Raw genomic sequence first — 25640 nt, 5'->3', positions numbered from 1 at the left:
TTCCTTACGCGGGCGCCCCGCACTGTTGCTTACCGCTCTGTTCTTTGCCGCACTGTTTTTTCGCCAGCAGCTCCTCATCACAGCGCGGGCAGAACGGGTGCTCGCCGCTCAGGTAGCCGTGTACCGGGCATATCGAGAATGTCGGTGTAACGGTGATGTAGGGCAGGCGGTAGTTTTGCAGCGCCCGCCGCACCAGCCGGCGGCAGCTGTCGGCGTCCGGCAGTTCCTCGCCCAGGTACAGGTGCAGCACGGTGCCGCCGGTATAACGCGACTGCAGTGACTCCTGCCGCGCGAGCGCCTCGAACGGATCGTCGGTAAAGCCCACTGGCAATTGCGACGAATTGGTGTAGTAGGGGGCTTCATCGCTGCCGGCCTGGAGGATATCCGGGTAGCGCTTCCTGTCCTCGCGGGCGAAGCGGTAGGTGGTGCCCTCCGCGGGTGTCGCCTCGAGGTTGTAGAGGTGGCCCGTCTGCTCCTGGAACTCGGTCATGCGCGCGCGGATATGGTCCAGCAGGCGCTCCGCCATGCGCTGGCCCTCTTCGGTGACGATGCTGTCGCGGTCGCCGCTGAAGTTGCGCAGCATCTCGTTGATGCCATTCACGCCGATGGTGGAGAAGTGGTTGCGCAGGGTTCCCAGGTAGCGCTTGGAATAGGGGAATAGGCCCGCGTCCATGTGGCGCTGGATGACCTTGCGCTTGAGTTCCAGCGAGTTGCGCGCCAGTTCCAGCAGGCGATCCAGGGCGGCCATCAGGCCCGCTTCATCTCCCCGGTGCAGGTAGCCCAGGCGCGCGCAGTTGACCGTCACCACGCCGAGCGAGCCGGTCTGCTCGGCGGAGCCGAACAGCCCGTTGCCACGCTTGAGCAGCTCCCTCAGGTCGAGCTGCAGCCGGCAGCACATGGAGCGCACCATGTTCGGGCTCAGGTCGGAATTGATGAAATTCTGGAAGTAGGGCAGGCCGTAGCGCGCCGTCATGGCGAACAGCCGCTCGGCGTTGTCACTGTGCCAGGGGAAATCGGGCGCGATGTTGTAGGTGGGGATGGGGAAGGTGAATACCCGGCCGCGCGCATCGCCGGTACTCATTACCTCGATATAGGCGCGGTTGATCAGGTCCATCTCTTCCTGCAGCTCACCGTAGGTAAAGGGCATTTCCTCACCGGCGATGACGGGCACCTGCTCGCGCAGGTCCTCCGGGCAGACCCAGTCGAAGGTGAGGTTGGTAAACGGTGTCTGCGTGCCCCAGCGGGACGGCACGTTGAGGTTGAAGATCAGTTCCTGCATACACTGGCGGACTTCTCTGTAGCCGAGCCCGTCCTTGCGGATAAAGGGCGCCAGGTAGGTGTCGAAAGAGCTGAATGCCTGTGCACCGGCCCACTCGTTCTGCAGCGTGCCGAGGAAGTTGACGATCTGCCCCACCGCGCTGGACAGATGTGCGGGCGGCCCGGACTCCACCTTGCCCGGCACGCCGTTGAGGCCTTCCTGCAGCAGCGTGCGCAGGGACCAGCCAGCGCAATAGCCGGCCAGCATGTCGAGGTCGTGGATATGGATATCACCATCCCGGTGCGCCGCACCGATTTCCGGGTCGTAGACGTGGTTGAGCCAGTAATTGGCGATCATCTTGCCGGCGCTGTTAAGGATCAGGCCACCCAGGGAATAGCCCTGGTTGGCATTGGCTGCCACGCGCCAGTCCTCGCGCTGCAGGTACTCGTCGACAGAGGCGCTCACATCCAGCAGGGTGCGGCGGTCCTCGCGCAACTGCTGATGGCGGCTCCGGTGGGCGATGTAGCCCCGGGCAGTATCCAGGTGGTTGTTGCTGATCAGTACCTGCTCGACGATATTCTGGATTTCCTCGATATCCAGCGGCGCGCTACCGTCACAGCGATGGCCAATCACCTTGCAAACCTGTGCCGTCAGCAGGTCGGCCTCGTCCGCGTCAAAGTCACTGCTTGCCTGCCCGGCCCGCAAAATGGCGCTGTGGATGCGGCGGCTATCGAACGCGGTGGAGCGGCCATCGCGCTTCCGCACCAGCAGGCCGGGCGGAATGCGGCCACTGGGCACGGCGCCGGCGGCGCTGGCTTCTGGGGTGACGGTTGTGGATGCGGACATGGGGCCTCCTGGCTGGTGAAGTTGTCGGTATGCCACCACGGTGGCTACCGAGCTAACTTGATTTTTATCATCTACATGTTGTGCCTGCGTTTTTGCTAGGCACAACATATGGTGTTCTATGTCTCGGTACAAGAGGAGCTGAGTGGCGGGGTGGCTGCACGGCTACTTACAGGCGAGGCCGTCTCTACCCCTTTCGGGGTAGTGGTAAGGCGGTCAATTCAACGGTTATTACGCTTTCTGTTTGCCCGGTGAACAAGCCGGGGAATATCTGTCCAGGGACCCACTACCCCTTCTGCCCGCGGCGGCCGGAATATAGCGGCCGGTCAATTGCCGGACGAAAACAGGGCGAGCAGTGCCAGCAGGGTGATGGCCCAGAGTCCGCACAGCAATTTCCAGAACATGGAGGCGTTCTGGCCCTGCTGATCGCTCGGGTCGTCCCGCAGGTAATCCGGGTTGGGGGTGCCCAGGTCGGTGATGAAGGCGTCCAGGGTGTGGTAGCGCTCCTCGAGATCGATGCTGCAGCCCCGTTCCAGTGTGCGATCGAACCAGATTGGCACCACGGGGTTAAACGTCGCCGCGGGGCGGTAACGCAGCTGCTCGTAATCGGCCAGCGAGCGGCACTCGTTGATGCCCTCGCCATAGGGCAGCTCCCCGGTGAACAACTCGTAGGCAATGGTGGCCAGCGCATAGATATCGCCCTGGATACCGGTGTTGCGCCCGAGAATATAGTGCGGGTCTGAATAAGAGGCGGTGCCCAGGGCGCCGGGATGTTCCAGCGGCCGGAAGACTTCGGCGCTGCCGGCAATATAGACCGAGCCGAAATCCACGATTTTTGCGCGCCCTGCACGGTCGAGCATGATGTTGGCGGGCTTCAGGTCCTGGTGAATGGTTTCCTGCTGGTGGAATGCAGCCAGTCCCGCGGCGACCTCGCGGATAATACGGAAGGCCTCGGCCGGTTTCGGAAAGCGGTTTTTCGTCATCCAGTTTTCCAGCGTGCGGCCGTCCACGTATTCCATCAGGTAGTAAAGGACTGTGCGCGGCCGCTGTTGACGGTGCACTTCCACCACGTGATCGTTCTGGATCCGCAGGCCGATCCACTCCTCCTGGATGAAGCGGTCGATATAGTGGATGTCGTCCTCATAGTTGATCGAGGGCGTCTTCATCACCAGTGCCTCGCCGGAGGCGGTATCATTCACCAGGTAGAGCTGGCTGCGCTGGGAGGAAAAGATTTCCCGCTCCACCCGGTAGCCGTCCAGGATCATGCCCGGCTCCAGCGGTGGCGGAAAAGGCAGCCGGGTGAGCTGGCGACTGTAGTCATCCAGTGTGGTTTCCGGCACCGACCTGACCCGCACGACCAACGCGGTGAGGTTATCGTCGCTGCCATTTTCCTCCGCGGCCCTGACCAGCGTCTCGGCCTTCTGCTGTTCGGTCAGGTCCGTGTTCGCGAGCAGTGTGCGGATAAACTCCGCATCCACAAAGTCGTGGACCCCGTCGCTGGTAATGAGGAAACAATCGCCACGCTCCAGTTCCACCCGCCCGTAATCCACCTGCAGGCCGGTATCCATGCCCAACGCCCGCGCCAGCATCCGGCGCCGATGGGACAGCACCACCGTGTGATCGCGGGTCAGGCACTTCAGCTGCTTCTGGCGCAGGTGGTAGATGCGGCTGTCACCGATATGGAAATAGTGCGCACTGCGGGATTTGAACACCACCGCCGAGAAAGTGCAGAGAAAGCCCTTTTCCTCCTGGGCAAACTCGTGGCTCTTGCGATAGAGCTTGCTGTTGATGGAGGCGAGGATTTTCTGCCCGGCATGGGCCGCGGACCAGGTATCGGGTGTACGGAAGTAATCCTCCACGAACTGCTGCGTCGCCGTGCTGCTGGCGAGGGCGCCTGCCTCGGCTGAGCTTACGCCATCCGCGACGGCGGCCACCGCACCCAGGTACTGTTGCAGGTGCGGGCTGGCGGGCCAGTGAAAAACACCCGCATCCTCGTTCTGGGGCTTGGGTCCAGCAGTGCTACACAGGCCGGAAGACAGGACCGGGGCGCTGGAGACTTCCGCTGGCAATGGGGCGGTTGGTGCATTCATGTCTCTTTCCTGGCGGCCAGAAGGTTACTGTGCCGGGGTGGGGTGCCGGTGTCCAGACCGCAACTGCCAGCGGTTGGGACGGCTGTACCCCGGAGACAGGAAAACGGCCCGCAGGCCGCTTCCCTGTCCGGCAATTGCCCGGGTTATTCCACACTGATCAGCTGCACGGTGCCATCGGGCAGTACTTCCGCAATCTTGCCTTTAGGCTCGTCGAGGAAGGCGCAGGCAAAAAAGATCACCGCGGCTGCGCCAGCAATGACCAGGAAGAACTGGCTGTAGCTGACAAAGGACAGGACGGTAAGGAAGGTGACGGCCCCCACGTTACCATAGGCACCGGCCATCCCCGCGATCTGCCCGGTCATGCGGCGCTTCACCAGGGGCACGATGGCGAATACGGCACCCTCACCGGCCTGTACGAAGAAGGAGCACATCATGGTGGCCGCCACCGCGGCGGGAATCCACCAGCCACCGTGGATCTGGCTCAGCACCAGGTAGCCGACGGCCAGGCCGCCTACCAGGAACATCAGGCTGCGACGGCGGCCGATCTTGTCACTGAAATAGCCGCCGGTGGGCCGCGCCACAAGATTCATGAACGCGAAGCCGGAAGCCAGCAGGCCCGCCTTGACCGGGCTCAGGCCCTCGAACGTCTCGAGAAAAAACAGCGGCAGCATGGAGACCACCGCCAGTTCGGAGCCGAAGGTGACGAAGTAGGCCAGGTCGAGAATGGCCACCTGCTTGAAACTGTATTTCTCCAGCTCCGGTACACCATCTTTAAGGTGTTCGCTGTTCACGTGCCAGATCATCCTGGTCTGCAGCGCAAACAGCACCGCCAGCAGTCCCCACATGGCATAAGTGGCCTGCTGGCTCAGCAGTGCCACCCCGGCGGGGGAGAGTTTATAGGCCAGCGCGCCCAGTGCCAGGTACATGGGCACGTTCATCAGCAGATAAAAGTAGAGGTCCCGCATACTGGTCACTTCTAGGCCACCGCTCTTTTTCGGCTTGAAGTAGGTAGAGCCTTTCGGTGTATTGCGGGCAATGTGGTAATAGATGAAGCCGTAAGTACCGGCGATTATCCCGGTCAGGCCCAGCGCGTAGCGCCAGCCGTCGTCACCGCCAAACAGTAGCGCGATAGTCGGCAGGCTCATAGCGCCGGCGGCGGAGCCGAAGTTGCCCCAGCCCCCATAGATGCCCTCGGCAAGGCCCACCTGCCTGGCGGGGAACCATTCACCCACCATGCGGATACCGATAACAAAACCGGCACCGACAAAGCCGAGCAGGAAGCGGAACAGTGCCAGTGATTCATAACTGTCTGCCGTGGCGAAACCGAGGCAGATCAGTGACGAGATTATCAGCAGGCCACTGTAAACATGCCGCGGCCCGAATTTGTCGACGAGCATGCCGATAATAATGCGGGCGGGAATCGTGAGTGCCACGTTAAGGATGAGCAGGGCCTTGACCTGTTGGCTGGAGAGGTCGAAGGCCTCCTTGATGAAGACCAACAACGGTGCGTGGGAGAACCACACCACGAAGCTCAGGAAAAACGCGAACCAGGTAATGTGCAGTGTTTTTATCTTGGGATCGCCCCAATTCAGTAGATTGAGGCCGCTCGATTCACTCATGGTTATATCTCCGGCGTGACGGGAATCGTTGGTTAAGTGGGTCTGGCCCCGATGGTATGGGAGTGGTGCCAGAGAGGAAGCGGACAAAGGGGGTAGGCACGCGGGAAAATCCGGGCAATTTTCCGATAACTTACCCCTATGGGCTAGGGCGTCTCGCCGGTAAACAACGCGAGCGGGCGCTGTTTTACCACCAAGGTGGTAGCAGTGCTTGCCTCTTCCATTTGCAGGATATTTTTGGAGGTAACACTGCAGATCGCCCCCCGGAAATACGCAGGCCGGGAAACAGTTGCCGTAAAATGGGGAAAACAACGGAGCCCGGTAATGCAATACTCACAGCAACTGGCGGGACGCGTACTTGTTCTCGCCACGGCCATGTTTGCGGCCAATTTCTCGGTATGGATCCTCTATGCCGTTCTCGGTGTCGAGTTGCGGGAGCAGTTCCAGCTCTCGGCGACCGAGTTCGGCGTGCTGCTTGCGGCCCCGATTTTCACCGGGGCGTTACTGAGGTTCCCGGCCGGGCTGCTGGTGGAGCGTTTTTCCGCAAAGAAACTGATCCTGGTCCAGATGCTGTTGCTGCTACCGGTGCTGGTCCTGCTGCCGACCATCAGCACTTTTCCGGGGCATCTGCTCGCCGGCCTGTGGCTGGGGATTTCCGGTGTCTCTTTCGTGCTGGGCATTCGCTATATCAATCCCTGGTTCGAGCGCAGGCAGCAGGGAACAGCCATGGGTATCTTTGGTGCCGGTAACGCCGGCGCGGCGATTACCCTGGCGCTGGCCCCGGCCATAGAGAGCTGGGCCGGGCGAGACTGGATAGGCCCGCTTTATGGGATGGGCCTGCTGGTGATGGTAGTCCTGTTCGCAGTGGCCGCACCGGAGGAGACCCGCTATATGCAGCGCCGGCGGGCGAGCAACCTGGCGCAGCAATTGCAGCCGTTGCGCCAACTGAGGGTCTGGCGTTACGGGCTTTATTACTACTTTGTGTTTGGTAGTTTCCTGGCATTGCTGCTGTGGCTGCCGCACTACTACCTTTCTGTCTACGAGGTATCCCTGACCACTGCCATGGCCCTGACCCTGGTGTTCGTGGCCCTGTCGAGTTCTGTGCGGGCGCTGGGAGGCTGGTTTGCCGACCGCTACGGTGCCCGCACGGTGAACTGGAGTGTCTTCTGGACCTGCCTGGTATGCCTGTTCTTCCTGAGCTACCCGCCGACCAGCATGACAATCCATGGGGTTGAAAGGGATGTGGAGCTCAGTATTGAAGTGAGTATCGAATTGTTCACCCTGCTGCTGCTGGTGATCGGTATAGCCCAGGGCTTCGGACGCGCCTCGGTATACAAGGCGCTCCATGACAACTTTCCCGGGCATATGGGCAGTGTCGGGGGGACCGTGGCGACTATCGGCGCCTTTGGCGGCTTCACGCTACCAGTCATGTTTGGTATGGCGCAGGATTTAGTGGGTATTCACAGTGCGGCCTTTATGCTGCTCTACGGAGTGCTCGCACTGTGCATGGTGGTGATGTACCTGGCGATCCAGAGAGAGCGTTATCAGCAACGACTGCAGTTCGCGCGGCAGCATAACTTCCTTCACGACGATACCGGCACCGGAGGGGCTCTTTCCGTAGAATGACTCCGCTTACCGATTTGGTGGTAACCGGTGGGGCGAGTGGGTGGTAGGAAATTTCAGGGGGTGAAAAAGCGGTGGATTTTCCCGGTGCGCAAAGGGGTGTAACTTGCTCCCGATCCCGATCACCCAATCGCATAGGAAAAGCGGATGAATACGCAATATCTACCGAAATTAATGGGCGTTCTAGTTCTGGGTGCTTGCAGCAGCCTGGCAGTGCATGCGGCAGAGGAGGATAGCGGCGCGACCTCGATGGCAGACGCCCTGGGTTCCGGAAGCGTGGGGCTCAACCTGCGTTACCGGGTCGAGGGCGTCGATCAGGAAAACCTGGAGGAAAATGCCATCGCCTCCACCCTCAGGTCGCGCCTGACCTGGGAGAGTGCGGCTTACCACGGATTTTCCAGCCTGCTTGAATTTGATGATGTCTCAGTGATCGGCGATGGCGATTACAATTCCACTACCAATGGCAACGCCCTCTACCCGGTGGTTGCTGATCCCTCCGGGACTGAAGTCAACCAGGCCTACCTGCAGTACCGCGGCAAGTCCTCCATAGCCACCGCCGGCCGGCAGCGCATCAACCTCGATGACCAGAGATTTGTCGGTGGGGTGGGCTGGCGCCAGAACGAGCAGACTTACGATGGTTACCGTTTCCAGTATGGCCAGCCTGACAGTTTCCAGCTCGATTACAGCTACATATACAACGTCAACCGGATTTTTGGCGAGGACAGCGTCAATTCCGACTTCCGGGGCGCTATCCAGCTGCTTCACGCCGCCTACCCGGTAAACGAATCCCATAAGCTGACGGCGTTTCTCTACGAGCTGGACCTGGACACGGTGGTCAACGCCTCGAGCCGTACTATCGGCGTGCGGTACGAGGGTGCATTCGGGCCTGTCTCAACCCGGTTGAGCTACGCCACCCAGTCCGAGACCGGCGACAGCACCCTCGAGTACAGAGCGGAATACTACCTCGCCGAAGTGGCCGCCAGCATCGGCCCGGTGCAGCCGAAAATAGGCTACGAGGTGCTCGGCAGCGATGACGGAGCGGCCTTCACCACGCCGCTTGCCACCCTGCACAAGTTCCAGGGCTTCGCCGACAAGTTCCTGGCGACACCGGCCGACGGGATCGAGGATTTGTATGTCGGGGCCAGTGCGAAACTCGCCGGTGGAAATTTCGGAGTGACCTATCACAACTTTGGCGCTAACGCCTCGTCCCTGGATTATGGCGAAGAGTGGGATGTCAGCTACGGCCGCAAGATCAATGACCAGCTCTCCGCACTGGTGAAGTACGCGACCTACAGTGCCGATGAGTACGGCGTGGATACTGACAAAATCTGGCTGATGCTCACCGCCAGCTTCTGATAACAACAGGAAACCGTTTCCCCGGCCAGGCGTCGGGGCTTTTTTTACTGTTGCCCCCGGGCGTCCGGGTACGGAACCCCGCTATCGTCGATTATCGAAACGTACTTGCCCCGGGAGGAGTACCACCTTTGCCCCAAGCAGAAACCTGTCGCGCTGGTACACTGGCAACAGTTTAAACACCGAGTCCCGCTGCCTACACGGCCTCAGCCGCAAGGTGCCGGGACCGTGGCCGGAAAGGCCACCAGGGTCACACGGGAAACCGGGTGGCCTCCCGACTTTGGAAAGGCGTTTAATGTTACAAGATAGCTATGGCCGCCGGTTTTATTACCTGCGCCTGTCCGTGACCGACATCTGCAACTTCCGCTGCAATTACTGCCTGCCCGACGGGATTGGCTGTGGGCGATCGCTCGAGGGTGAAAACCCCCTCTCCGTGGCGGAAGTTGACACCGTCGTCCGCGCCTTTGCCTCGCTCGGTACCGAAAAGGTGCGCCTCACCGGCGGCGAGCCCTCCCTGCGCCGCGACCTCGACTCACTCATTGCGGCAGTGCATGACTGCGATGGCATCCGTCGCGTGGCAATCACCACCAATGGCTATCGCCTGCCATCCCAGATAGACGGTTGGCATGCGGCCGGGCTCGACCAGTTGAACGTGAGCGTGGACAGCCTGGATCCCGCGCAATTCCAGCGGATTACCGGTCACGACCGCCTCGAGAAGGCCCTGGCCGGGATCGACCGCGCCCTGGAGCTGGGTATCCAGACCAAGGTCAATGCCGTCCTCCTGCGTCAGCACAACCTCGCCGGTTTCGACCAGTTCCTGGACTGGGTCCGGCAGATGCCGGTGACCCTGCGCTTTATCGAACTGATGCGCACCGGCGACAACCGTGAGTTCTTTGCCAGCAACCATGTCTCTGGCACAGATATTGAGTCCCGACTTGTACAGGACGGTTGGCAGCAGGTGGTGCGCGCTCGGGATGCGGGTCCGGCCCGGGAGTATTACCACCCGGATTACGCCGGCCGTGTCGGCCTGATCACCCCCTATAGCAGTGATTTCTGCGCGAGCTGCAACCGGCTGCGCATGTCTGCGCAGGGCAAGCTGCACCTGTGCCTGTTCGCCGACGCGGGCTTCGACCTGCGCCGGGAGATCGCCGCCGGCGATGCGGAGGCCCTGGCCGACCATATCCGTGAACTGATTGGCGGCAAGAGCGCGGGTCACGAGCTGCAGCGCGGACTGACCGGCGCCACCCGCAACCTGGCAATGCTGGGGGGATGAACATGGCAACTACACAACAGAGCATCGGCGTGGTGCTGGCGGGCGGGCGCTCCAGCCGCATGGGGCGGGACAAGGCCCTGCTGCCCACTGCCGGTAACCGCACCTTCCTCGACCACGCCTGTGCGCTGCTGCGTGAGCTGCCCCTGGCCCAGGTGGTTGTAAGTGGTGCCCGGCCCGGCGGTGTCCCCGACCTGGTCCCCGGCCGGGGACCGCTGGGGGGACTGCACGCTGTTGCCAGTGCCACCAAAGCGCCAGCGGCGCTGGTGATCCCCGTCGACATGCCGCTGCTCCCGGCAGGAGCGCTAGCCCGTTTGCTGCATGCCGGCGTCGAGAGCGGCCGCGCCAGCTACTTCGGCGACTATTTCTTCCCGCTGTGGCTGCCGCTGGACACCGGGTGCCGGGCCTACCTGCAGCGCGCGGTGGAAGGGGATGCGCCCAATGCCGTGGGTGCGCTGCTGCGGCACCTGGGGGCTCTTTCCCTGCCGGGCGCGGGCGACTGGTGCCACAACGTCAATACGCCGGCGGACTACTACGCCCTGCCAGGTAGCGCACTGCCGGGCAGCGCCCGGTTCGTGCATCCAGTGGCTGAAGTCGGGTGCCCGAAAAGAAATTCCCGATACCAATTTTCCGAGAGAGTACTGAACAATGGCCGGACACGCTTCCACTGAATTCATCCCGCTCAATATCGCGGTGCTGACCGTTTCGGACACCCGCACCGAAGAGACCGATACCTCCGGCGGTTACCTGCGCGAGGTTCTGCAGGGGGCCGGTCACCAGCTGGCCGACCGGCGGATAATCCCGGATGACGTCTACCAGCTGCGCGCGGTGGTTTCCGCGTGGATCGCCGATCCGCAGGTGCAGGTGGTCCTGGTGACTGGCGGTACCGGCTTCACCGAGCGGGATTCCACGCCGGAGGCACTGCAGCCCCTGTTCGACAAAACGGTGGACGGTTTCGGCGAGCTGTTCCGGCATATCTCCCTGGGGGATATCGGCAGCTCGACGGTCCAGTCGCGGGCCCTGGCGGGGCTCGCCAACCGTACCCTGGTGTGCTGCATGCCGGGTTCCACCGGCGCCTGCCGCACCGCCTGGGAGGGCATACTGGAGCAGCAGCTGGACGCGCGTCACCGGCCGTGCAACTTCGTGCCGCACGTGGATTTCCAGCGCCAGAACTGTGCGACCCGGGGATAATGCCATGAGCCACCTGACCCACCTGAACGAGCGCGGCGAGGCCAGCATGGTCGATGTCACGGCCAAGGAGATCACCGACCGCAGTGCGCGGGCGCAAAGCAGCGTAACCATGAGTGCGGACGCATTTGCACTGTTGAGCGAGGGCGCCCACCGCAAGGGGGACGTGCTGGCGGTGGCGCGCATCGCCGGCATCCAGGCAGCCAAGCGCACCGCGGACCTGATTCCTCTGTGCCATCCGCTGGCGCTGACCAAGGTGGCCGTGGAGTTCGAGTTGTGCCCGGAGGATCATCGGGTAGACATCTCCGCATTTTGCCGACTGGCCGGGCGTACGGGTGTCGAAATGGAAGCGCTGACCTCGGCCTCGGTGGCGGCGCTGACGATATACGACATGTGCAAGGCGGTGGATCCGGCGATGGTCATCGGGCCCACCCGGCTGGCAGAGAAAACCGGCGGCAAGCGGGGCCACTGGCAGCTCGCTGATGCAGGCATGCAGGAGTAACGACATGATCAAGGTTCTGTTCTTCGCGCGACTTCGGCAGCAGCTCGGTATGGGTGAACTGCGGCTCGAGGACTTTTCCGGCACTGTGCGCTCGCTGTGCGCAGTCCTCTGCGAGAAGTATCCCCAGTGGCGGGAACACCTGGATGACGATGCTATCCGGGTGGCGGTGAACCAGGAACTGGCAGACAGCGACGCAGCCGTCGCCGCCGGTGACGAGGTGGCCTTCTTTCCCCCGGTGACCGGAGGCTGATATGGACCGCATCGATGTACGCGAGGCCCCCCTCGATGTGGCCGCCGAATACGCGGCCCTGCAGCAGGCGAATACGGCCGATGGCGCCTGCGCGATGTTTGTCGGCTCGGTGCGGGATTTCAATGCCGGCAGTGCGGTCGGCGGCCTGGCCCTGGAGCATTACCCCGGCATGACGGAGAAAAGCCTGCGGGCTATCGTCGCAGATGCACGCGGGCGCTGGCCCCTGGGGCGGGTTAACCTGGTCCACCGGGTAGGTCCCATGCAGGTGAATGACGAAATCGTCTTTGTCGGGGTCACCAGCCCCCACCGCCAGGCGGCGTTCGCGGCTTGCCAGTACATCATGGACCGGCTCAAGACCGAGGCGCCGTTCTGGAAGCGCGAAACCGTTCGGCGGGCCTGCGGTGCTGAGGAAGAGCGCTGGGTCGAGGCCCGGGCCAGTGACCAGGCGGAGCTGGAAAAGTGGGGCTGATACGTGCGCTGGCCGTGCTGGGGGCGCTGCTCGCGCTCGCGCTCCCGGCCGGGGCCGACGACTGCCGGCTGAAGGTGGCGGTGGCCGCGAGTTTCCGTCCCGCCCTGGAAACGCTGTTGCCGGAATTCGAGGCCGCCACCCGCTGTCGTGTCGTGCTGACCAGCGGCAGTTCCGGGGCGCTTTACCAGCAGGCCCTGCACGGCGCGCCGTTTGACCTCTTCCTTTCCGCCGACCGGCAACGCCCCGGCTTGCTGGAGCGGCAGGGCAGGATTGTGCCGGGCAGCCGCCGCACCTATGCGCGGGGCCTGCTGGCGCTGTGGCTCCCGGATACCGGGGGGGGATCGGAGGCGCTGCTGCGGCGCTGGCGGGATACCCTGGTGCTGGCCGATCCCGAGGTGGCGCCCTTCGGGGTCGCTGCCAGGCAGGTGCTGCAGTCGCTGGGGCTGTGGGAGGCCGGTGGCGCGCGGCTGGCGCGGGCCCACAATGCCGGCCATGCTTTCATGCTGCTCGAATCCGGGCACGCCCGACTCGGCTTTGTCGCCGCGAGCCAGATGACCGCGGCCGGCCGTAATAATGTCTGGCTGATACCGCAGGATCTTTATGAGCCGATTGAACAGCAGCTGGTGGTGCTCAGGCACGCTCGTAGTCCCTCAATGGCAGAGGCCCTGGCAGACTTCCTGGCCAGTGATGACACCCGCCAGCGACTGGTGGCCCTGGGTTATGGCCCCGGGGCGGGGAAGGGCTTATGAATCTTGATATTGCCGACCTGGGCGCGCTGTGGCTGACCCTGCGCCTCGCTGCAGTAACCACAGCGCTGTTACTGGTTATTGGTGTACCGCTGGCGTGGAAACTGAGTCACTGGCAGAGTCGCTGGCGCCACGCGGTGGAGGTGATCATCACCCTGCCGCTGGTATTGCCGCCTACAGTACTGGGCTTCTACCTGCTGCTGGTGCTTTCGCCGAACTATGCGCCGGGAAGCTGGCTGGCGGAAGCGCTGGGACAGCCGCTGGTGTTCTCCTTCACCGGCCTGGTGATAGCGTCGGTGATCTACTCCCTGCCATTTATGGTGCAGCCGCTACTCGTGTCCTTCAGCCAGCACGGCGGGCGGCTGACCTCTGCCGCCGCGGCTCTCGGCATGCCGCCGCTGGCGGCATTGCTGCGGGTGCTGTTGCCGGCCAGCCGCCCGGCAATCATCAGCGCCTGCGCCCTGACCTTTGCCCATACCCTGGGGGAATTTGGCGTGGTGCTGATGATCGGCGGGGCCATTCCGGGTGAGACCCAGGTAGTATCGGTTGCACTCTACCAGCATGTGGAGGCGATGGAATACGGTGCGGCCCACCGCCTGGCGCTCCTGCTGGTAGTGGTCACCACGGCACTGTTACTGGTCGCCCGCTGGCTGGGGCGCAGCGCGGTAGTGAAAGACCGGGACGTTCCTGTAATGGGGGCGCTGGGCTGATGGATCTGGCACTGTCATTCCTGCGTCCGGCGGCGCGTCATGGGTACGGCGAGAAAACCGGCACGCGGGGGCTGGCCGTCGAGGGGCTGGTTACCTCACTGAATACCACGACGCCCTGGCAGCTCGCCCTTCCGGCCAGGGGAACCTTCGGCTTCAGCGGTCCGTCCGGTAGCGGCAAGAGCACCCTGCTGGCCGCGCTTGCCGGACAGCGCGCCTGTTCGGGCCGGGTGAGCTTTGCCGGCATGTGCTGGCAGGAAGGCACCTGGGGACTTGCTGCCCACCAACGCGACCTGGTGCTTGGCTTCCAGGATGTACGCCTGTTTGCCGGGCAGACCGTTGCCGACAACCTGGCCCTGGCCCATCGCTACAGTCGCCGTCGACTGGCACACGAGGAGCGGGCGGGGTTGATCGAGGCATTCGGGATCGCACCGTTACTGGGGCAGCCGGTTGAGCAGCTCTCTGGCGGTGAGGCCCAGCGGGTGGCACTTTTACGCCAGCTATTCAGTAATGCTGCAGTGCAGCTCTACGACGAGCCCCTGTCCGCGGTGGATCGGTCACAGGTACTCCGTGGCCTGATCCCGGCGCTGAGAGCTTTCTGGGCCAGAAACCCGGCACTGGTGATCTGGACCAGTCACGATTTCAATGAAATCCAGCTGCTTGCCAGCCACTGCCTGTGGATGGAGGAGGCCGCACTGCGTGGACCCGTCGCCGTCCGGGAGTTGATCGGGTTCCAGGCGTCCGGCGAAAGCGCGGAACACTCCTGCTGTAGTCGCCTGGAGGCGCGGGTCGAGTCCTGCGAGGCGGGCCTGCTGACCCTGTCCCTCGGCGATGTCCTGCTCTATGCGGACAATGTAGTGGGGTGCCACCGGCCCGGGGATATCGTCCCTTTCCTGCTCGGTTCCGGAGATGTCAGCCTGAGCCTCGAGCGCCCCGGCCTTTCCAGTATCCTGAATTGCCTCCCGGCCGAGTTGCTGGCCATGGTGCCGGTTGCGGACGGGCGCGTGCGCCTGGAACTCGGAGCCTGCGGCCAGGCATTCTGCGCTGATATCTCGCGCCTGTCGCGGGAGCGCCTGCAACTGGAGGTGGGCAGGCGCTACTTTGCGCAGTTCAAGGCCGGCAGCCTGACCGGCCTCTGATAACAGCATCGCCGCCGAGTCTTCAGGCGGTGATTTTATCGATTGGTGAAACATGCTCAGTCATAAAGAACGTATCCGCTACAGCCGCCAGATAATGCTGCCGCAGATGGGGGAGGCTGCGCAGGAAAAGCTGGCCGGGGCCAGGGTCATGGTTGTGGGCATGGGCGGGCTCGGTTGTCCCGCGGCGCTGTACCTGGCCACCGCGGGCGTCGGCGAGCTGCACCTGGTGGATGGCGACGAGGTGGAGCTGTCCAACCTGCAGCGCCAGGTACTCTACAAAGCCAACCACCTGTACAAGCCGAAAGTGCTGGTTGCCGCGCAGCAGCTGCAGGCCGCCAACCCGGCAATCCGGATCCACCCACACTCGGTGATGGCGGACGAGGGGTGGCTCACAGGTCACCTGCCTGCCTTCGACCTGGTGCTGGACTGCACTGATAACATGGAAATCCGCCACAGTATCAACCGTGCCTGTCGGGCGCTGGGGGTACCGGCCATCATGGCCTCGGTGCAGGGATTCTCGGGCCAACTGGTGAGTTTTGATTTTCGCCGGGAGGGTTCACCATGTTATGCGTGCCTCTTTCCAGAGGCGGAACGCGCGCCGCTGGCCAATTGCGAGACCAGTGGCGTGATTGGGCCGGCACTGGGGGTGGTTGGCAGCGCCCAGGCGCTGGAGGCCATCAAGTTGCTGGTAGGCCTGCCCCTCGGCAGCCTGGATTCCCTGCAGGTGTTTGAGGCTGAATACCTCGAATGGCGCAGCCTGGGCCTTGGCGCGCGACGCTGCAGTACGTGTGAGGCGCGCGCGACCGCAGGCGCATGACGTGCCCACCCGCTGCGCCCGGGGGCAGCGATGGGGCACCAATGGGGCCTGTGGAAGTGGTGAAACCCCGGCCGGATTTGCTTCTATCGATTTGGTTCTATAATAGGAATCGGGATGCGCCGGGGAAGGTGAAATTAAATGCCATGGACGGGTTGACGCCGCGGCCCCGTCCCCATAGAATGCGCAGCCTCTTGAGCGGTTAGGCAACTGGCCGCAGGGGAGCGGAGAGCACCAGGCTTCGCTTCTCGGAGTTGATGCGGGGTGGAGCAGCCTGGTAGCTCGTCGGGCTCATAACCCGAAGGTCGTAGGTTCAAATCCTGCCCCCGCTACCAAATTTGAAACGTTGGGTCGCAACCCGGCGTTTCGCGTTTGAAGCCCCGGTCAGGGGCTTTTTCGTATCTGCGAGATACGGTTTCCGAATGGGCCGGAAGTAGGCGCCGCGGTTTGTCATTCGGACCGTGGGGCGGGCTTCCCAGCCCATTTTTTGTTTGTGGGGTACGTCGGTGTGCTCCAGCTTTATGGCGGCCTGGCCGGCCACCCGATACCGCACAGGTAACCGGGACCGGCGGCTAGCCGAAGAGTGTGGTGAATAGAATGGCGACCAAGCGCGAACAGCTGGAAGAACTCCTGGGTCCGGTAGTGGCCTCGCTGGGCTGCGAACTCTGGGGTATCGAGTACCAGACCCATGGCCGCAACGCATTGTTGCGCATTTATATCGATTCCGAAGACGGGATCGCGGTGGAGGACTGTGAAAAGGTCAGCCGCCAGGCCAGTGCGGTGCTGGATGTGGAGGATCCCATCAGCGGCAAGTACACCCTCGAGGTTTCTTCGCCGGGAATGGATCGACCGCTTTACCGCCTGGACCAGTATGAACGTTTCGTTGGCCACCAGATTGAAGTGCGTCTGCGTATGCCGCTGGAAGGCCAGCGCAAGTGGCGCGGCCTGCTCGCCGGTGTCGAGGGCGAGGAAGTGGTGTTGCGTATCGACGGCGAGAACGAATACCTGCTGCCGATCGACAGTATCGAGCGGGCCAACATCGTTCCCCAGTTTACCAAGTAACTTTTCAGTCATTTTCTAGTAGGCGCCTGCGCACAGGCGATTTAGAGGCACAGCTGCATGAACAAAGAGATCTTGCTGGTAGCCGAGGCGGTTTCCAACGAAAAGGGCGTCGACCGGGATATTATTTTCCAGGCGATTGAAGTGGCCCTGGCAACTGCCACCAAAAAACGCTACGACGAAGACTCCACCATTGAGGTGGCCATCGATCGCAGGACCGGCGACTATGAGACTTTCCGCAGCTGGGAAGTCGTGGATGACGATACCCTGGCTGAGCTGGGAACCCAGTTCACCCTGGAAGAAGCACATGAGAAAGACCCGGAACTGAAGGCCGGGGATGTCTACCGCGAACAGGTAGAGAACGTCGAGTTTGGCCGTATTGCCGCGCAGACTGCCAAGCAGGTAATCGTGCAGAAAGTGCGGGAAGCCGAGCGCGCCAAGGTTGTGGAAGAGTACCGCGATCGCGTTGGTGACCTGGTGAGCGGCACCGTGAAGAAGGTGACCCGGGACTTTATCGCCGTGGACCTGGGCAACAATGCGGAGGCCCGCCTGCCGCGTGACCAGCTGGTGGGTCGTGAGATCTTCCGCCTGGGCGACCGGGTGCGCGCAATCCTGTTGGAGATCCAGCCGGAAGCTCGCGGGCCGCAGCTGATGCTGAGCCGCTCCTGCCCGGAGATGCTGATCGAGCTGTTCCGCATCGAAGTGCCGGAAATCGCCGAGGAGGTAATCGAAATCAAGGGCGCTGCCCGCGACCCTGGCCTGCGCGCCAAAATCGCGGTCAACACCAATGACGGTCGCATCGACCCGGTGGGCGCTTGTGTGGGTATGCGCGGTGCGCGCGTACAGGCGGTTTCCAACGAGCTCTCTGGAGAGCGCGTGGATATCGTCCTGTGGGACGACAACCCGGCCCAGTTTGTTATCAATGCCATGGCCCCTGCCGAGATCGAGTCCATCGTGGTGGATGAGGACGCCGGCTCCATGGACGTGGCGGTGGCCGAGGAAAACCTCGCCATGGCGATTGGCCGCAGCGGCCAGAACGTGCGGCTGGCCTCCGAGCTGACCGAGTGGCAGATCAACGTGATGAGCGTTGAGGAGTGGCAGGCGAAGCAGGAAGCCGAGTCCGGCAGTATCATGGAAACCTTCATGGAGCGCCTGGATATCGACGAAGACGTTGCCGGTGTACTGGTGGAAGAAGGTTTCACCACCCTCGAGGAAGTCGCCTATGTACCCATTGAGGAGATGCTGGGTATCGAGGGCTTCGACGAGGAAATCGCCGAGGAACTGCGCGCCCGAGCCAAGGATGCGCTGCTGACCCAGGCGCTGGCCTCCGAAGAGCAGCTGGATGCGGCCGAGCCGCAGGAAGACCTGCTCAACATGGATGGCATGGACCGCCAGTTGGCTTACCAGATGGCGAGCAACGGCATCGCCAGCATGGAAGACCTGGCCGAACAGGCTGTGGATGACCTGCTGGATTTTGAGGGTGTCGACCAGGAGCGCGCTGCCGCCCTGATCATGAAGGCTCGTGAGCCCTGGTTTGCCGACGACAGCGGCGAGCAGGCGTAACGAAGCCCGACGGTAGTAGAATAGCCGGGTCCGCTTGGCGGGCCCTATGGAATGCTGTCATGTAACAATTGCGGGTAATCCAGATAAAACCCCTCCGACAAGCGAATTTTAGGAGAGAGAATGGCCGAAGTAACAGTTAGCGAACTCGCCAAATCGGTTGGTGCCACCGAGGAACGTCTGCTGAAGCAGATGAAGGATGCGGGTTTGCCCCAGACCTCTGCCGATGCTGTAGTGTCGGATGAGGAAAAACAGGTCCTGCTCAACTTCCTGAAAAGCAGTCACGGGGAGCAGAAGACTTCTGCGCCACGCAAAATCACCCTCAAGCGCAAGACCACCACCACGCTCAAAACCGGCTCTGGCACCGGCCGCAAGACCGTGAATGTGGAAGTGCGCAAGAAGCGTACCTACGTGAAGCGCCCCGAGGCCGAGCAGGCCGCGGAAGCGGAGCGCGAGGAGCAGCGGGCAGAGCTGGAGAAAGCACTGGCGGAACAGGCCGAGCAGGAACGCGTGCGCGCCGAGCAGGCCGAGGCGGAAGCCGAGAAGGCCCGTGTCGAAGCCGAGGCGGCGGCTGCAGCTGCAGCGGCCGAGCAGGAGGCAGCCGAGGCCGCTGCGCCGGAGCAAGAGGCAGAAGCACCGGCTTCCGAGGCCGAGCCCGAGCAGGCAGCGGAGCCCGCCGAGGAAAAGCCCCAGCCAGCAGAGGAAGCCAAGCCCGCGCCGGCACGCTCGACTTACGTTGACGACATCGAAGCGATGCGTATCGCCGCGATGGAGCGCCGCAAAGAGGCAGATGCACTCAAGGCCCAGGAGCTGGAAGAGAAGAAGGCCCGCCTCGAGGAGGAGCGCCAGCGCGCCGAGCAGGAAAAGCAGGAGCGCGAGCGCAAGGCCAAGGCCGAAACGGTCAAGCCGTCCCTGCGTCGCAAGCTGGAGGCGACCCCCACCGTCACCGAGAAAGAGGAAGACGAGCCGCGCAAGCGCCGCGGTCGTCGCGGTGCCAAGGGTGGCCCGAAGAAGTCCAGCAAGACCGCGCTCTACGAGCAGGCACTGGAAGCGTTTGAGGATTCGGAAAGCGAGAAGCGCAGCACGCGCTCCCTGTCCCGCCCGACGCTCAAGATCAAGAACACACATGGGTTCAAGAAGCCCACGGGAAAACAGGTGTACGAAGTACAGTTAGGTGAAACCATCACCGTCGGCGAACTGGCCAAGCAGTTGAACATGAAGGCCGGCGAACTCATCAAGCGCCTGATGAAAATGGGCGAGATGGTCACCATCAACCAGAGCCTGGATCGCGAGACCGCCACCCTGATCGTCGAGGACCTCGGCCACAAGGTGGTACTGCGTTCCGAGAACGAGCTCGAGGAAAGCCTGGTGGCTGAAGTCGAGAAGGCCGAGGGTGAACAGGTCTCCCGCGCCCCTGTCGTCACCGTGATGGGCCACGTGGACCACGGCAAGACCTCGCTGCTGGACTACATCCGCAAGACCAAGGTGGCCTCCGGTGAAGCCGGTGGTATCACCCAGCATATCGGTGCCTACCGGGTGCAGACCAGCCAGGGCGAAGTCGCCTTCCTCGACACCCCTGGCCACGCCGCATTTACCGCCATGCGCGCCCGCGGTGCCCAGGCTACTGACGTTGTAATCCTGGTGGTGGCAGCGGATGACGGTGTCATGCCGCAGACCGAGGAGGCCATCCAGCACGCCAAGGCGGCCGGTGTGCCGCTGGTTGTCGCCATCAACAAGTGCGACAAGGAAGGTGCGGATCCGGATCGCGTCAAGAACGAGCTGGCAGCGAAAGAGGTTATCCCCGAGGACTGGGGCGGCGACACGCAGTTTATCGAAGTATCCGCCCATACCGGCCAGGGCATCGACGACCTGCTGGAAGCAGTATCCCTTCAGGCAGAAATGCTGGAACTGAAAGCCGAAGTGGGCGTGCCCGCACGCGGTGTTGTCATCGAATCGCGCCTGGAAAAGGGCCGCGGTGTGGTTGCTACCCTGCTGGTACAGAGCGGCGAGCTCAAGCGCGGCGATATTGTTCTCGCCGGCCAGAGTTATGGCCGTGTGCGTGCCATGACCAACGAGCTGGGCAAGAGCGTAACCGAGGCTGGTCCGTCCACTCCGGTGGAACTGCTGGGTCTCGACACCACGCCCAATGCCGGTGACGAGTTCATGGTGGTTACCGACGAGCGCAAGGCCCGTGAAGTGGCCGAGCAGCGTTCCGAGAAGGAGCGTCGTGAGCGTATGCAGCGCCAGCAGGCGGCCAAGCTGGAAAACATGTTTGCCGATATGGAAGCCGGTGAAAGGAAGGTCCTGCCGGTAGTCATCAAGGCCGACGTGCGCGGCTCGCTGGAAGCTATCCTGTCGGCGCTGGCGGACATCGGTAACGAGGAAGTCTCGGTTAACGTAGTGTCCAGTGGCGTGGGTGGTATCGCAGAAAACGACATCAACCTGGCCCTGACCTCCGGTGCAATCGTCATCGGCTTTAACACCCGTGCCGATGTTGCGGCCCGCAAGCTGGCCGAGGCCGAGAGCGTGGAAATCCGCTACTACAGCGTGATCTACAATCTGCTGGACGAGGTCAAGCAGGCCCTGTCGGGTATGCTGGAGCCGGAAGTGCGCGAGGAAATCGTGGGTATCGCCGAGGTGCGCGATGTCTTCCGGTCGCCCAAGTTCGGCGCCATCGCCGGCTGTATGGTCACCGAGGGTACCGTATACCGCAACAAGCCGATCCGCGTCCTGCGTGACAACGTGGTGATTTACCAGGGCGAGCTGGAGTCCCTGCGCCGCTTCAAGGACGACGTCCAGGAAGTGCGCAACGGGATGGAGTGCGGTATTGGCGTGAAAGACTACAATGACGTCAAGTCCGGGGACCAGATCGAGGTCTTCGACATCGTCAAGGTCGCCCGCGAGCTGTAACCGGGACCACTCCATAGCGCCATCCCGGCCCGCTGCCGGGATGGCGTGTTATGCCAGCCACTCTTACAGGTAACCAATGGCAAGAGAATTTTACCGCGCCGACCGAGTCGCTGACGCCATGCGCCGCGAGCTGGCGCAGTTGATCCAGCGTGAAGTGCGCGACCCACGCCTGGGCATGGTCAATGTCAATGACGTTGAGGTCAGCCGGGACCTGGCATCCGCAAAGGTCTATGTCACCTTTGTCGGTGAGGATGACCGCAGCAAGATCAATACCTCGATGCAGGTCCTGAACAAGGCTGCCGGATTCCTGCGCAGCCAGCTGGCGCGTGCCATCCAGATGCGCACTATCCCCCGCCTGCAGTTCCGCTATGACGAAACGTCGGTTCGCGGCCAGGAACTGTCCGCACTGATCGAAAAGGCGGTAAAGTCCGATCGCAGTCATCATCCGGACGATGCCGGTAACGACGACAGCGGTGACCGGGGTGACAACAAGGGCGACGACAAAGAGTAACCATGGGCCGCAGACCAAAATGGGGCCGTGCGGTTAGCGGCGTCCTGCTGCTGAACAAGCCTGCCGGAATCACCGCCAACGACGCCCTCCAGAAAGCCAAGCGACTGTTTTTCGCCAACCGTGCCGGGCATACCGGTGCGCTGGACCCGCTCGCCACCGGCGTGCTGCCGGTGTGTTTTGGCGAAGCCACCAAGTTCTCCCAGTACCTGCTGGATGCCGACAAGCGCTATCGGAGCACCTTCGTGTTCGGGATGCGAACGGCCAGCGGCGATGCGGATGGTGATGTGATTGCCACCGCGGACGCCTCCGGCCTGCAAGAGGCGGATGTGCGGGAGGCGATGGCCCAGTTCCGTGGCCGTATCCAGCAAGTGCCGTCCATGTACTCCGCCCTCAAGCACAAGGGCCAGCCACTCTACAAGCTGGCCCGCCAGGGCCTGGAGGTGGAGCGCGAGGCGCGCGAGGTCGAGATTTTCGAGTACGAGCTGCTGGCCTTTACTCCCGGCCCCCAGCCCCGCGCCGAAGTGGAGATCCATTGTTCCAAGGGCACTTACGTGCGCAGCCTGGCGGAGGACCTGGGCGAGGCCCTGGGTGTGGGGGCATACGTGGAGAAGCTGCACCGCAGCGCCGCGGGCCCCTTCGATGAGGCCGATGCCCTGACCCTGGATGAGCTGACCGAAGAGCGGGGTGAGGGTCGCGCCGAAGAGCTGGACCACCACCTGTTACCGGTGGATGCACCCGCCTCGGGACTGCCGAAACTGACCCTGCCGGAAAGCACCGGCTACTATGTGCGCCAGGGACAACCCGTCATGGACCTGCAGGTCTACCGTATCGGCCAAGAAGGTGATATGGTGCGCCTCTTCCTGGAAACTGGCGAATTTCTGGGCGTTGGAGAGATTACCGACGACGGGTGCGTGGCACCGCGTCGACTGGTAAGTGGCAATTAGCCACAAAACCGACTAGCTGGTCTGTAAATATGCACGGGCCAGCCGGATCATCAAAGCATATTACGACGAGGTATTTCGTTATGGCACTGTCAGCCGAAGAAAAAACCGCAATCCTGAAAGAGCACGGCCAATCCGAAGGCGATACCGGTTCCCCGGAAGTCCAGGTGGCCCTGCTGACCGCCAACATCAACAAGCTTCAGTCTCACTTTTCTGAGCACAAGCAGGATCACCACTCCCGTCGTGGCCTGATCCGCATGGTAAACCAGCGCCGCAAGCTGCTGGACTACCTGAAGAAGAAGGATCTGAACCGTTACGCACAGCTGATCGCCAAGCTCGGCCTGCGTCGCTAAGACCCTGGAATGCCCGCCCCCGGCGGGCTTTCTTTTTTCAGATACTTGTTGGAAAGTGGGATTCATGCCACTTTCCGGCAGTCGCGTCGGGAAACTAGGCCTGGAAGTATGGATGGTCGGGTCTCCCGGCGCTTTTACGACCGGCTCCCCGCCGGTCGCGGTACATCTTGTGCCGCACTGTCCGAGGCTCGTTGGCATTATTCGAGCCACATGTAGGGGTTACTGGAATGGGCCAGTAACCGACAGGAAATAGGAAAAAAACGTGAATCCAGTAAGCAAGACATTCCAGTACGGACAACACCAGGTCACCATCGAGACCGGCCGCGTTGCGCGCCAGGCTACCGGTGCGGCGCTGGTCACCATGGGCGAGACCGTGGTGCTGTGTACCGTGGTAGGCGCCAAGGAAGCCAAGCCGGACCAGGCTTTCTTCCCGCTGTCCGTGCACTACCAGGAAAAGGCCTATGCGGCCGGCAAGATTCCCGGTGGCTTCTTCAAGCGCGAAGGCCGCCCGTCCGAGAAAGAGACCCTCACTTCCCGCCTGATCGACCGCCCGATCCGCCCGCTGTTCCCGAACGGCTTCATGAATGAAGTCCAGGTGATGATCACCGTACTGTCCGCCGAGAAGGATGTGGACCCGGATATCGCCGGCATGATCGGCACCTCCGCAGCCCTGTCCGTCTCCGGCATCCCCTTCGGTGGCCCGATTGGCGCTGCGCGCGTGGGTTACACCCAGGAAGACGGCTACCTGCTGAACCCGGGCTACAAGGCCCTGGCCACCTCCGAGCTGGACATGGTGGTTGCCGGCACCAAGGACGCCGTGCTGATGGTGGAGTCCGAGGCCAAAGAGCTGCCGGAAGACATCATGCTGGGCGCCGTGCTGTACGCCCACCAGGAGATGCAGTCCATCATCAAGGTCTGCGAGGAACTGAAGGCCGAAGCTGGCAAGCCCGAGTGGGACTGGCAGCCAGAAGCCGTCAACGAAGAGCTCAAGTCCACCCTGGAAAGCCAGTTCGGCGACAAGGTGGCGGAAGCTTACAAGATTACTGACAAGCAGGCCCGTACCACCCGCCTGGGTGAGCTGCGCAACGAAGCCGCTGAGGCCCTGGCTACCGAAGAGGTGGACGAGGGCACGGTGAAGAAGTACTTCGGCAAGCTCGAGAAGCAGATTGTCCGTGGCGCTGTTGTACGCGGTGAGCCCCGTATCGACGGTCGCGACACCAAGACTGTGCGCCCGATCAGCGTCGAAGTAGGCGTCCTGCCGAAAGGTCACGGTTCCGCGCTGTTCACCCGCGGTGAAACCCAGGCCCTGGTGGTTTCCACCCTGGGTGCGACCCGTGATGCGCAGATCATTGATGCGCTGGAAGGCGAGCGTAAAGACTACTTCATGCTGCACTACAACTTCCCGCCCTACTCAGTGGGTGAAGCGGGTCGTGTCGGCGCTACCGGCCGTCGCGAGATTGGCCATGGCCGCCTGGCGCGCCGCGGCATTGCTGCAGTACTGCCGAACCCGGAAGAGTTCCCCTACACCCTGCGTGTGGTTTCCGAGATTACTGAATCCAACGGTTCCAGCTCCATGGCCTCCGTGTGTGGCTCCAGCCTGGCACTGATGGACGCAGGTGTGCCGCTGAAGGCGCCGGTAGCCGGTATCGCGATGGGCCTGGTGAAGGAAGACGAGGGTTACGCAGTACTGACTGATATCCTCGGTGACGAGGACCACCTCGGCGACATGGACTTCAAGGTGGCCGGTACTGCTTCCGGCGTGACCGCCCTGCAGATGGACATCAAGATCGAGGGCATCACCGAAGAGATCATGGAAACCGCCCTGGAGCAGGCCCTGCACGCGCGCCTGCACATCCTCGCGGAAATGAACAAGGTGATCGGCGAATCCCGTGCCACCGTGAACGAGAACGCACCGCGCTACGCGACCCTGAAGATCCATCCGGACAAGATCCGCGACGTGATCGGCAAGGGCGGCGCCACCATCCGTTCTATTACCGAGGAAACCGGTGCCTCCATCGATATCGAGGACGACGGCTCCGTGAAGGTGTTCGGTGAGGATGGCGAGAGCCTGGAAGCGGCAGTTACCCGCATCGAGGAAATCACCGCGGAAGCCGAGATCGGCGCTATCTACGAGGGTACCGTGGTGCGTATCGTGGACTTTGGCGCTTTCGTCAACTTCCTGCCGGGCAAGGACGGTCTGGTGCACATCTCCCAGATCGCCGAAGAGCGCGTCAATGCGGTCACGGACTACCTGAGCGAAGGCCAGAAGGTATTCGTCAAGGTGCTGGACGTGGACCAGCGTGGCCGCATCAAGCTGTCCATCAAGGAAGCGAACGCGGACCGTGCCGAAGCGGAAGGTTCTGCCTCCGAAGAGGGCTGATGTATAGCCCTGTACGTTGAGTGGTGCGGCCCTGGCCGCCCGCCTTCGAACGAAAAAA

At 62.5% G+C, this 25640-nt stretch carries 22 protein-coding genes, 1 tRNA gene and 1 riboswitch; of the genes, 20 read left to right on the top strand and 3 right to left on the bottom strand.

Annotated elements, in window-relative coordinates; genetic code table 11:
- Positions 1-4: 4 nt before the first annotated feature.
- From LVD10_RS14620 to LVD10_RS14610, 3 genes are all read right to left on the bottom strand, one after another.
- A complete protein-coding gene (locus LVD10_RS14620) occupies positions 5-2104 on the bottom strand; it encodes a ribonucleoside triphosphate reductase (protein ID WP_237064102.1) in 2100 nt (699 codons plus the stop codon).
- Positions 2105-2427: 323 nt separating this feature from the next.
- Positions 2428-4191, bottom strand: a complete 1764-nt coding sequence (locus LVD10_RS14615; RefSeq protein WP_237064100.1) for a bifunctional protein-serine/threonine kinase/phosphatase — start codon at positions 4189-4191, stop codon at positions 2428-2430.
- 143 nt (positions 4192-4334) lie between these two features.
- On the bottom strand, positions 4335-5810 hold the full coding sequence (locus tag LVD10_RS14610) for a NarK family nitrate/nitrite MFS transporter (protein ID WP_233006141.1): 1476 nt from the start codon (positions 5808-5810) through the stop codon (positions 4335-4337).
- 321 nt (positions 5811-6131) lie between these two features.
- Between LVD10_RS14610 and LVD10_RS14605 the strand changes: the two genes are divergently transcribed.
- The 20 genes from LVD10_RS14605 to pnp all read left to right on the top strand — a co-directional run bounded on the left by LVD10_RS14605 (position 6132) and on the right by pnp (position 25582).
- Positions 6132-7433, top strand: coding sequence for an MFS transporter (locus tag LVD10_RS14605; RefSeq protein WP_233006140.1), 1302 nt, complete (start codon positions 6132-6134; stop codon positions 7431-7433).
- A 144-nt stretch (positions 7434-7577) separates the two neighbouring features.
- The gene (locus LVD10_RS14600) at positions 7578-8786 is read left to right on the top strand and encodes an alginate export family protein (protein WP_237064098.1); all 1209 of its coding nucleotides are present in this window, start codon (positions 7578-7580) and stop codon (positions 8784-8786) included.
- Between the two features lie 165 nt (positions 8787-8951).
- Positions 8952-9090: riboswitch (molybdenum cofactor riboswitch) on the top strand.
- Positions 9079-10056 carry a GTP 3',8-cyclase MoaA gene (gene moaA / locus LVD10_RS14595; protein ID WP_233006138.1) on the top strand — a complete coding sequence of 326 codons (978 nt, stop codon included), beginning with the start codon at positions 9079-9081 and terminating at the stop codon, positions 10054-10056. (Overlaps the previous riboswitch by 12 nt.)
- A gap of 2 nt (positions 10057-10058) precedes the next feature.
- Positions 10059-10724, top strand: coding sequence for a molybdenum cofactor guanylyltransferase (mobA, locus tag LVD10_RS14590; protein ID WP_237064097.1), 666 nt, complete (start codon positions 10059-10061; stop codon positions 10722-10724).
- Positions 10702-11244: a molybdenum cofactor biosynthesis protein B gene (moaB, locus tag LVD10_RS14585; RefSeq protein ID WP_233006136.1), complete on the top strand. Its 543-nt coding sequence runs from the start codon at positions 10702-10704 to the stop codon at positions 11242-11244. The genes mobA and moaB overlap by 23 nt, the downstream gene beginning before the upstream one ends.
- A gap of 4 nt (positions 11245-11248) precedes the next feature.
- On the top strand, positions 11249-11743 hold the full coding sequence (gene moaC, locus LVD10_RS14580) for a cyclic pyranopterin monophosphate synthase MoaC (RefSeq protein ID WP_233006135.1): 495 nt from the start codon (positions 11249-11251) through the stop codon (positions 11741-11743).
- A 4-nt stretch (positions 11744-11747) separates the two neighbouring features.
- Positions 11748-11993 carry a molybdopterin converting factor subunit 1 gene (moaD, locus tag LVD10_RS14575; RefSeq protein WP_233006134.1) on the top strand — a complete coding sequence of 82 codons (246 nt, stop codon included), beginning with the start codon at positions 11748-11750 and terminating at the stop codon, positions 11991-11993.
- 1 nt (position 11994) lies between these two features.
- Positions 11995-12462: a molybdopterin synthase catalytic subunit MoaE gene (gene moaE / locus LVD10_RS14570; protein ID WP_237064096.1), complete on the top strand. Its 468-nt coding sequence runs from the start codon at positions 11995-11997 to the stop codon at positions 12460-12462.
- Positions 12453-13211 (top strand): molybdate ABC transporter substrate-binding protein, encoded by a 759-nt coding sequence (gene modA / locus LVD10_RS14565; protein WP_233006132.1) that lies wholly within the window; start codon positions 12453-12455, stop codon positions 13209-13211. Before moaE ends, modA begins: the two co-directional genes overlap by 10 nt.
- Entirely contained in the window at positions 13208-13918 is a 711-nt protein-coding gene (gene modB / locus LVD10_RS14560; RefSeq protein WP_237064095.1) for a molybdate ABC transporter permease subunit, read from the top strand. Before modA ends, modB begins: the two co-directional genes overlap by 4 nt.
- Positions 13918-15054, top strand: coding sequence for an ATP-binding cassette domain-containing protein (locus LVD10_RS14555; RefSeq protein ID WP_237064094.1), 1137 nt, complete (start codon positions 13918-13920; stop codon positions 15052-15054). Before modB ends, LVD10_RS14555 begins: the two co-directional genes overlap by 1 nt.
- Positions 15055-15106: 52 nt before the next feature.
- Positions 15107-15871: a HesA/MoeB/ThiF family protein gene (locus LVD10_RS14550; protein WP_233006129.1), complete on the top strand. Its 765-nt coding sequence runs from the start codon at positions 15107-15109 to the stop codon at positions 15869-15871.
- A gap of 255 nt (positions 15872-16126) precedes the next feature.
- Positions 16127-16203: transfer RNA gene (locus LVD10_RS14545), tRNA-Met, on the top strand.
- Between the two features lie 262 nt (positions 16204-16465).
- Positions 16466-16930, top strand: a complete 465-nt coding sequence (gene rimP, locus LVD10_RS14540; protein WP_233006128.1) for a ribosome maturation factor RimP — start codon at positions 16466-16468, stop codon at positions 16928-16930.
- Positions 16931-16987: 57 nt separating this feature from the next.
- On the top strand, positions 16988-18490 hold the full coding sequence (nusA, locus tag LVD10_RS14535; protein WP_233006127.1) for a transcription termination factor NusA: 1503 nt from the start codon (positions 16988-16990) through the stop codon (positions 18488-18490).
- 120 nt (positions 18491-18610) lie between these two features.
- Positions 18611-21397: a translation initiation factor IF-2 gene (gene infB, locus LVD10_RS14530; protein WP_237064093.1), complete on the top strand. Its 2787-nt coding sequence runs from the start codon at positions 18611-18613 to the stop codon at positions 21395-21397.
- A 76-nt stretch (positions 21398-21473) separates the two neighbouring features.
- Positions 21474-21908 (top strand): 30S ribosome-binding factor RbfA, encoded by a 435-nt coding sequence (gene rbfA / locus LVD10_RS14525; RefSeq protein ID WP_233006125.1) that lies wholly within the window; start codon positions 21474-21476, stop codon positions 21906-21908.
- A gap of 2 nt (positions 21909-21910) precedes the next feature.
- Entirely contained in the window at positions 21911-22852 is a 942-nt protein-coding gene (truB, locus tag LVD10_RS14520; RefSeq protein WP_233006123.1) for a tRNA pseudouridine(55) synthase TruB, read from the top strand.
- An 80-nt stretch (positions 22853-22932) separates the two neighbouring features.
- Positions 22933-23202 carry a 30S ribosomal protein S15 gene (rpsO, locus tag LVD10_RS14515; RefSeq protein ID WP_233006121.1) on the top strand — a complete coding sequence of 90 codons (270 nt, stop codon included), beginning with the start codon at positions 22933-22935 and terminating at the stop codon, positions 23200-23202.
- Positions 23203-23464: 262 nt separating this feature from the next.
- Positions 23465-25582, top strand: a complete 2118-nt coding sequence (pnp, locus tag LVD10_RS14510; protein ID WP_233006120.1) for a polyribonucleotide nucleotidyltransferase — start codon at positions 23465-23467, stop codon at positions 25580-25582.
- The last annotated feature ends 58 nt before the right edge of the window (positions 25583-25640 follow it).

It is taken from the genome of Microbulbifer zhoushanensis (assembly GCF_021729055.1).
Classification (GTDB): domain Bacteria; phylum Pseudomonadota; class Gammaproteobacteria; order Pseudomonadales; family Cellvibrionaceae; genus Microbulbifer; species Microbulbifer zhoushanensis.
The sequence above is the reverse complement of the archived record's forward strand: the minus strand, read 5'-3'. Positions and strand labels throughout refer to the sequence as shown.

Coding starts and splice junctions, on each gene's coding strand:
- LVD10_RS14620 (WP_237064102.1), bottom strand. CDS start 2,104: ATGTCCGCATCCACAACCGTCACCCCAGAAGCCAGCGCCGCCGGCGCC.
- LVD10_RS14615 (WP_237064100.1), bottom strand. CDS start 4,191: ATGAATGCACCAACCGCCCCATTGCCAGCGGAAGTCTCCAGCGCCCCG.
- LVD10_RS14610 (WP_233006141.1), bottom strand. CDS start 5,810: ATGAGTGAATCGAGCGGCCTCAATCTACTGAATTGGGGCGATCCCAAG.
- LVD10_RS14605 (WP_233006140.1), top strand. CDS start 6,132: ATGCAATACTCACAGCAACTGGCGGGACGCGTACTTGTTCTCGCCACG.
- LVD10_RS14600 (WP_237064098.1), top strand. CDS start 7,578: ATGAATACGCAATATCTACCGAAATTAATGGGCGTTCTAGTTCTGGGT.
- moaA (WP_233006138.1), top strand. CDS start 9,079: ATGTTACAAGATAGCTATGGCCGCCGGTTTTATTACCTGCGCCTGTCC.
- mobA (WP_237064097.1), top strand. CDS start 10,059: ATGGCAACTACACAACAGAGCATCGGCGTGGTGCTGGCGGGCGGGCGC.
- moaB (WP_233006136.1), top strand. CDS start 10,702: ATGGCCGGACACGCTTCCACTGAATTCATCCCGCTCAATATCGCGGTG.
- moaC (WP_233006135.1), top strand. CDS start 11,249: ATGAGCCACCTGACCCACCTGAACGAGCGCGGCGAGGCCAGCATGGTC.
- moaD (WP_233006134.1), top strand. CDS start 11,748: ATGATCAAGGTTCTGTTCTTCGCGCGACTTCGGCAGCAGCTCGGTATG.
- moaE (WP_237064096.1), top strand. CDS start 11,995: ATGGACCGCATCGATGTACGCGAGGCCCCCCTCGATGTGGCCGCCGAA.
- modB (WP_237064095.1), top strand. CDS start 13,208: ATGAATCTTGATATTGCCGACCTGGGCGCGCTGTGGCTGACCCTGCGC.
- LVD10_RS14555 (WP_237064094.1), top strand. CDS start 13,918: ATGGATCTGGCACTGTCATTCCTGCGTCCGGCGGCGCGTCATGGGTAC.
- LVD10_RS14550 (WP_233006129.1), top strand. CDS start 15,107: ATGCTCAGTCATAAAGAACGTATCCGCTACAGCCGCCAGATAATGCTG.
- rimP (WP_233006128.1), top strand. CDS start 16,466: ATGGCGACCAAGCGCGAACAGCTGGAAGAACTCCTGGGTCCGGTAGTG.
- nusA (WP_233006127.1), top strand. CDS start 16,988: ATGAACAAAGAGATCTTGCTGGTAGCCGAGGCGGTTTCCAACGAAAAG.
- infB (WP_237064093.1), top strand. CDS start 18,611: ATGGCCGAAGTAACAGTTAGCGAACTCGCCAAATCGGTTGGTGCCACC.
- rbfA (WP_233006125.1), top strand. CDS start 21,474: ATGGCAAGAGAATTTTACCGCGCCGACCGAGTCGCTGACGCCATGCGC.
- truB (WP_233006123.1), top strand. CDS start 21,911: ATGGGCCGCAGACCAAAATGGGGCCGTGCGGTTAGCGGCGTCCTGCTG.
- rpsO (WP_233006121.1), top strand. CDS start 22,933: ATGGCACTGTCAGCCGAAGAAAAAACCGCAATCCTGAAAGAGCACGGC.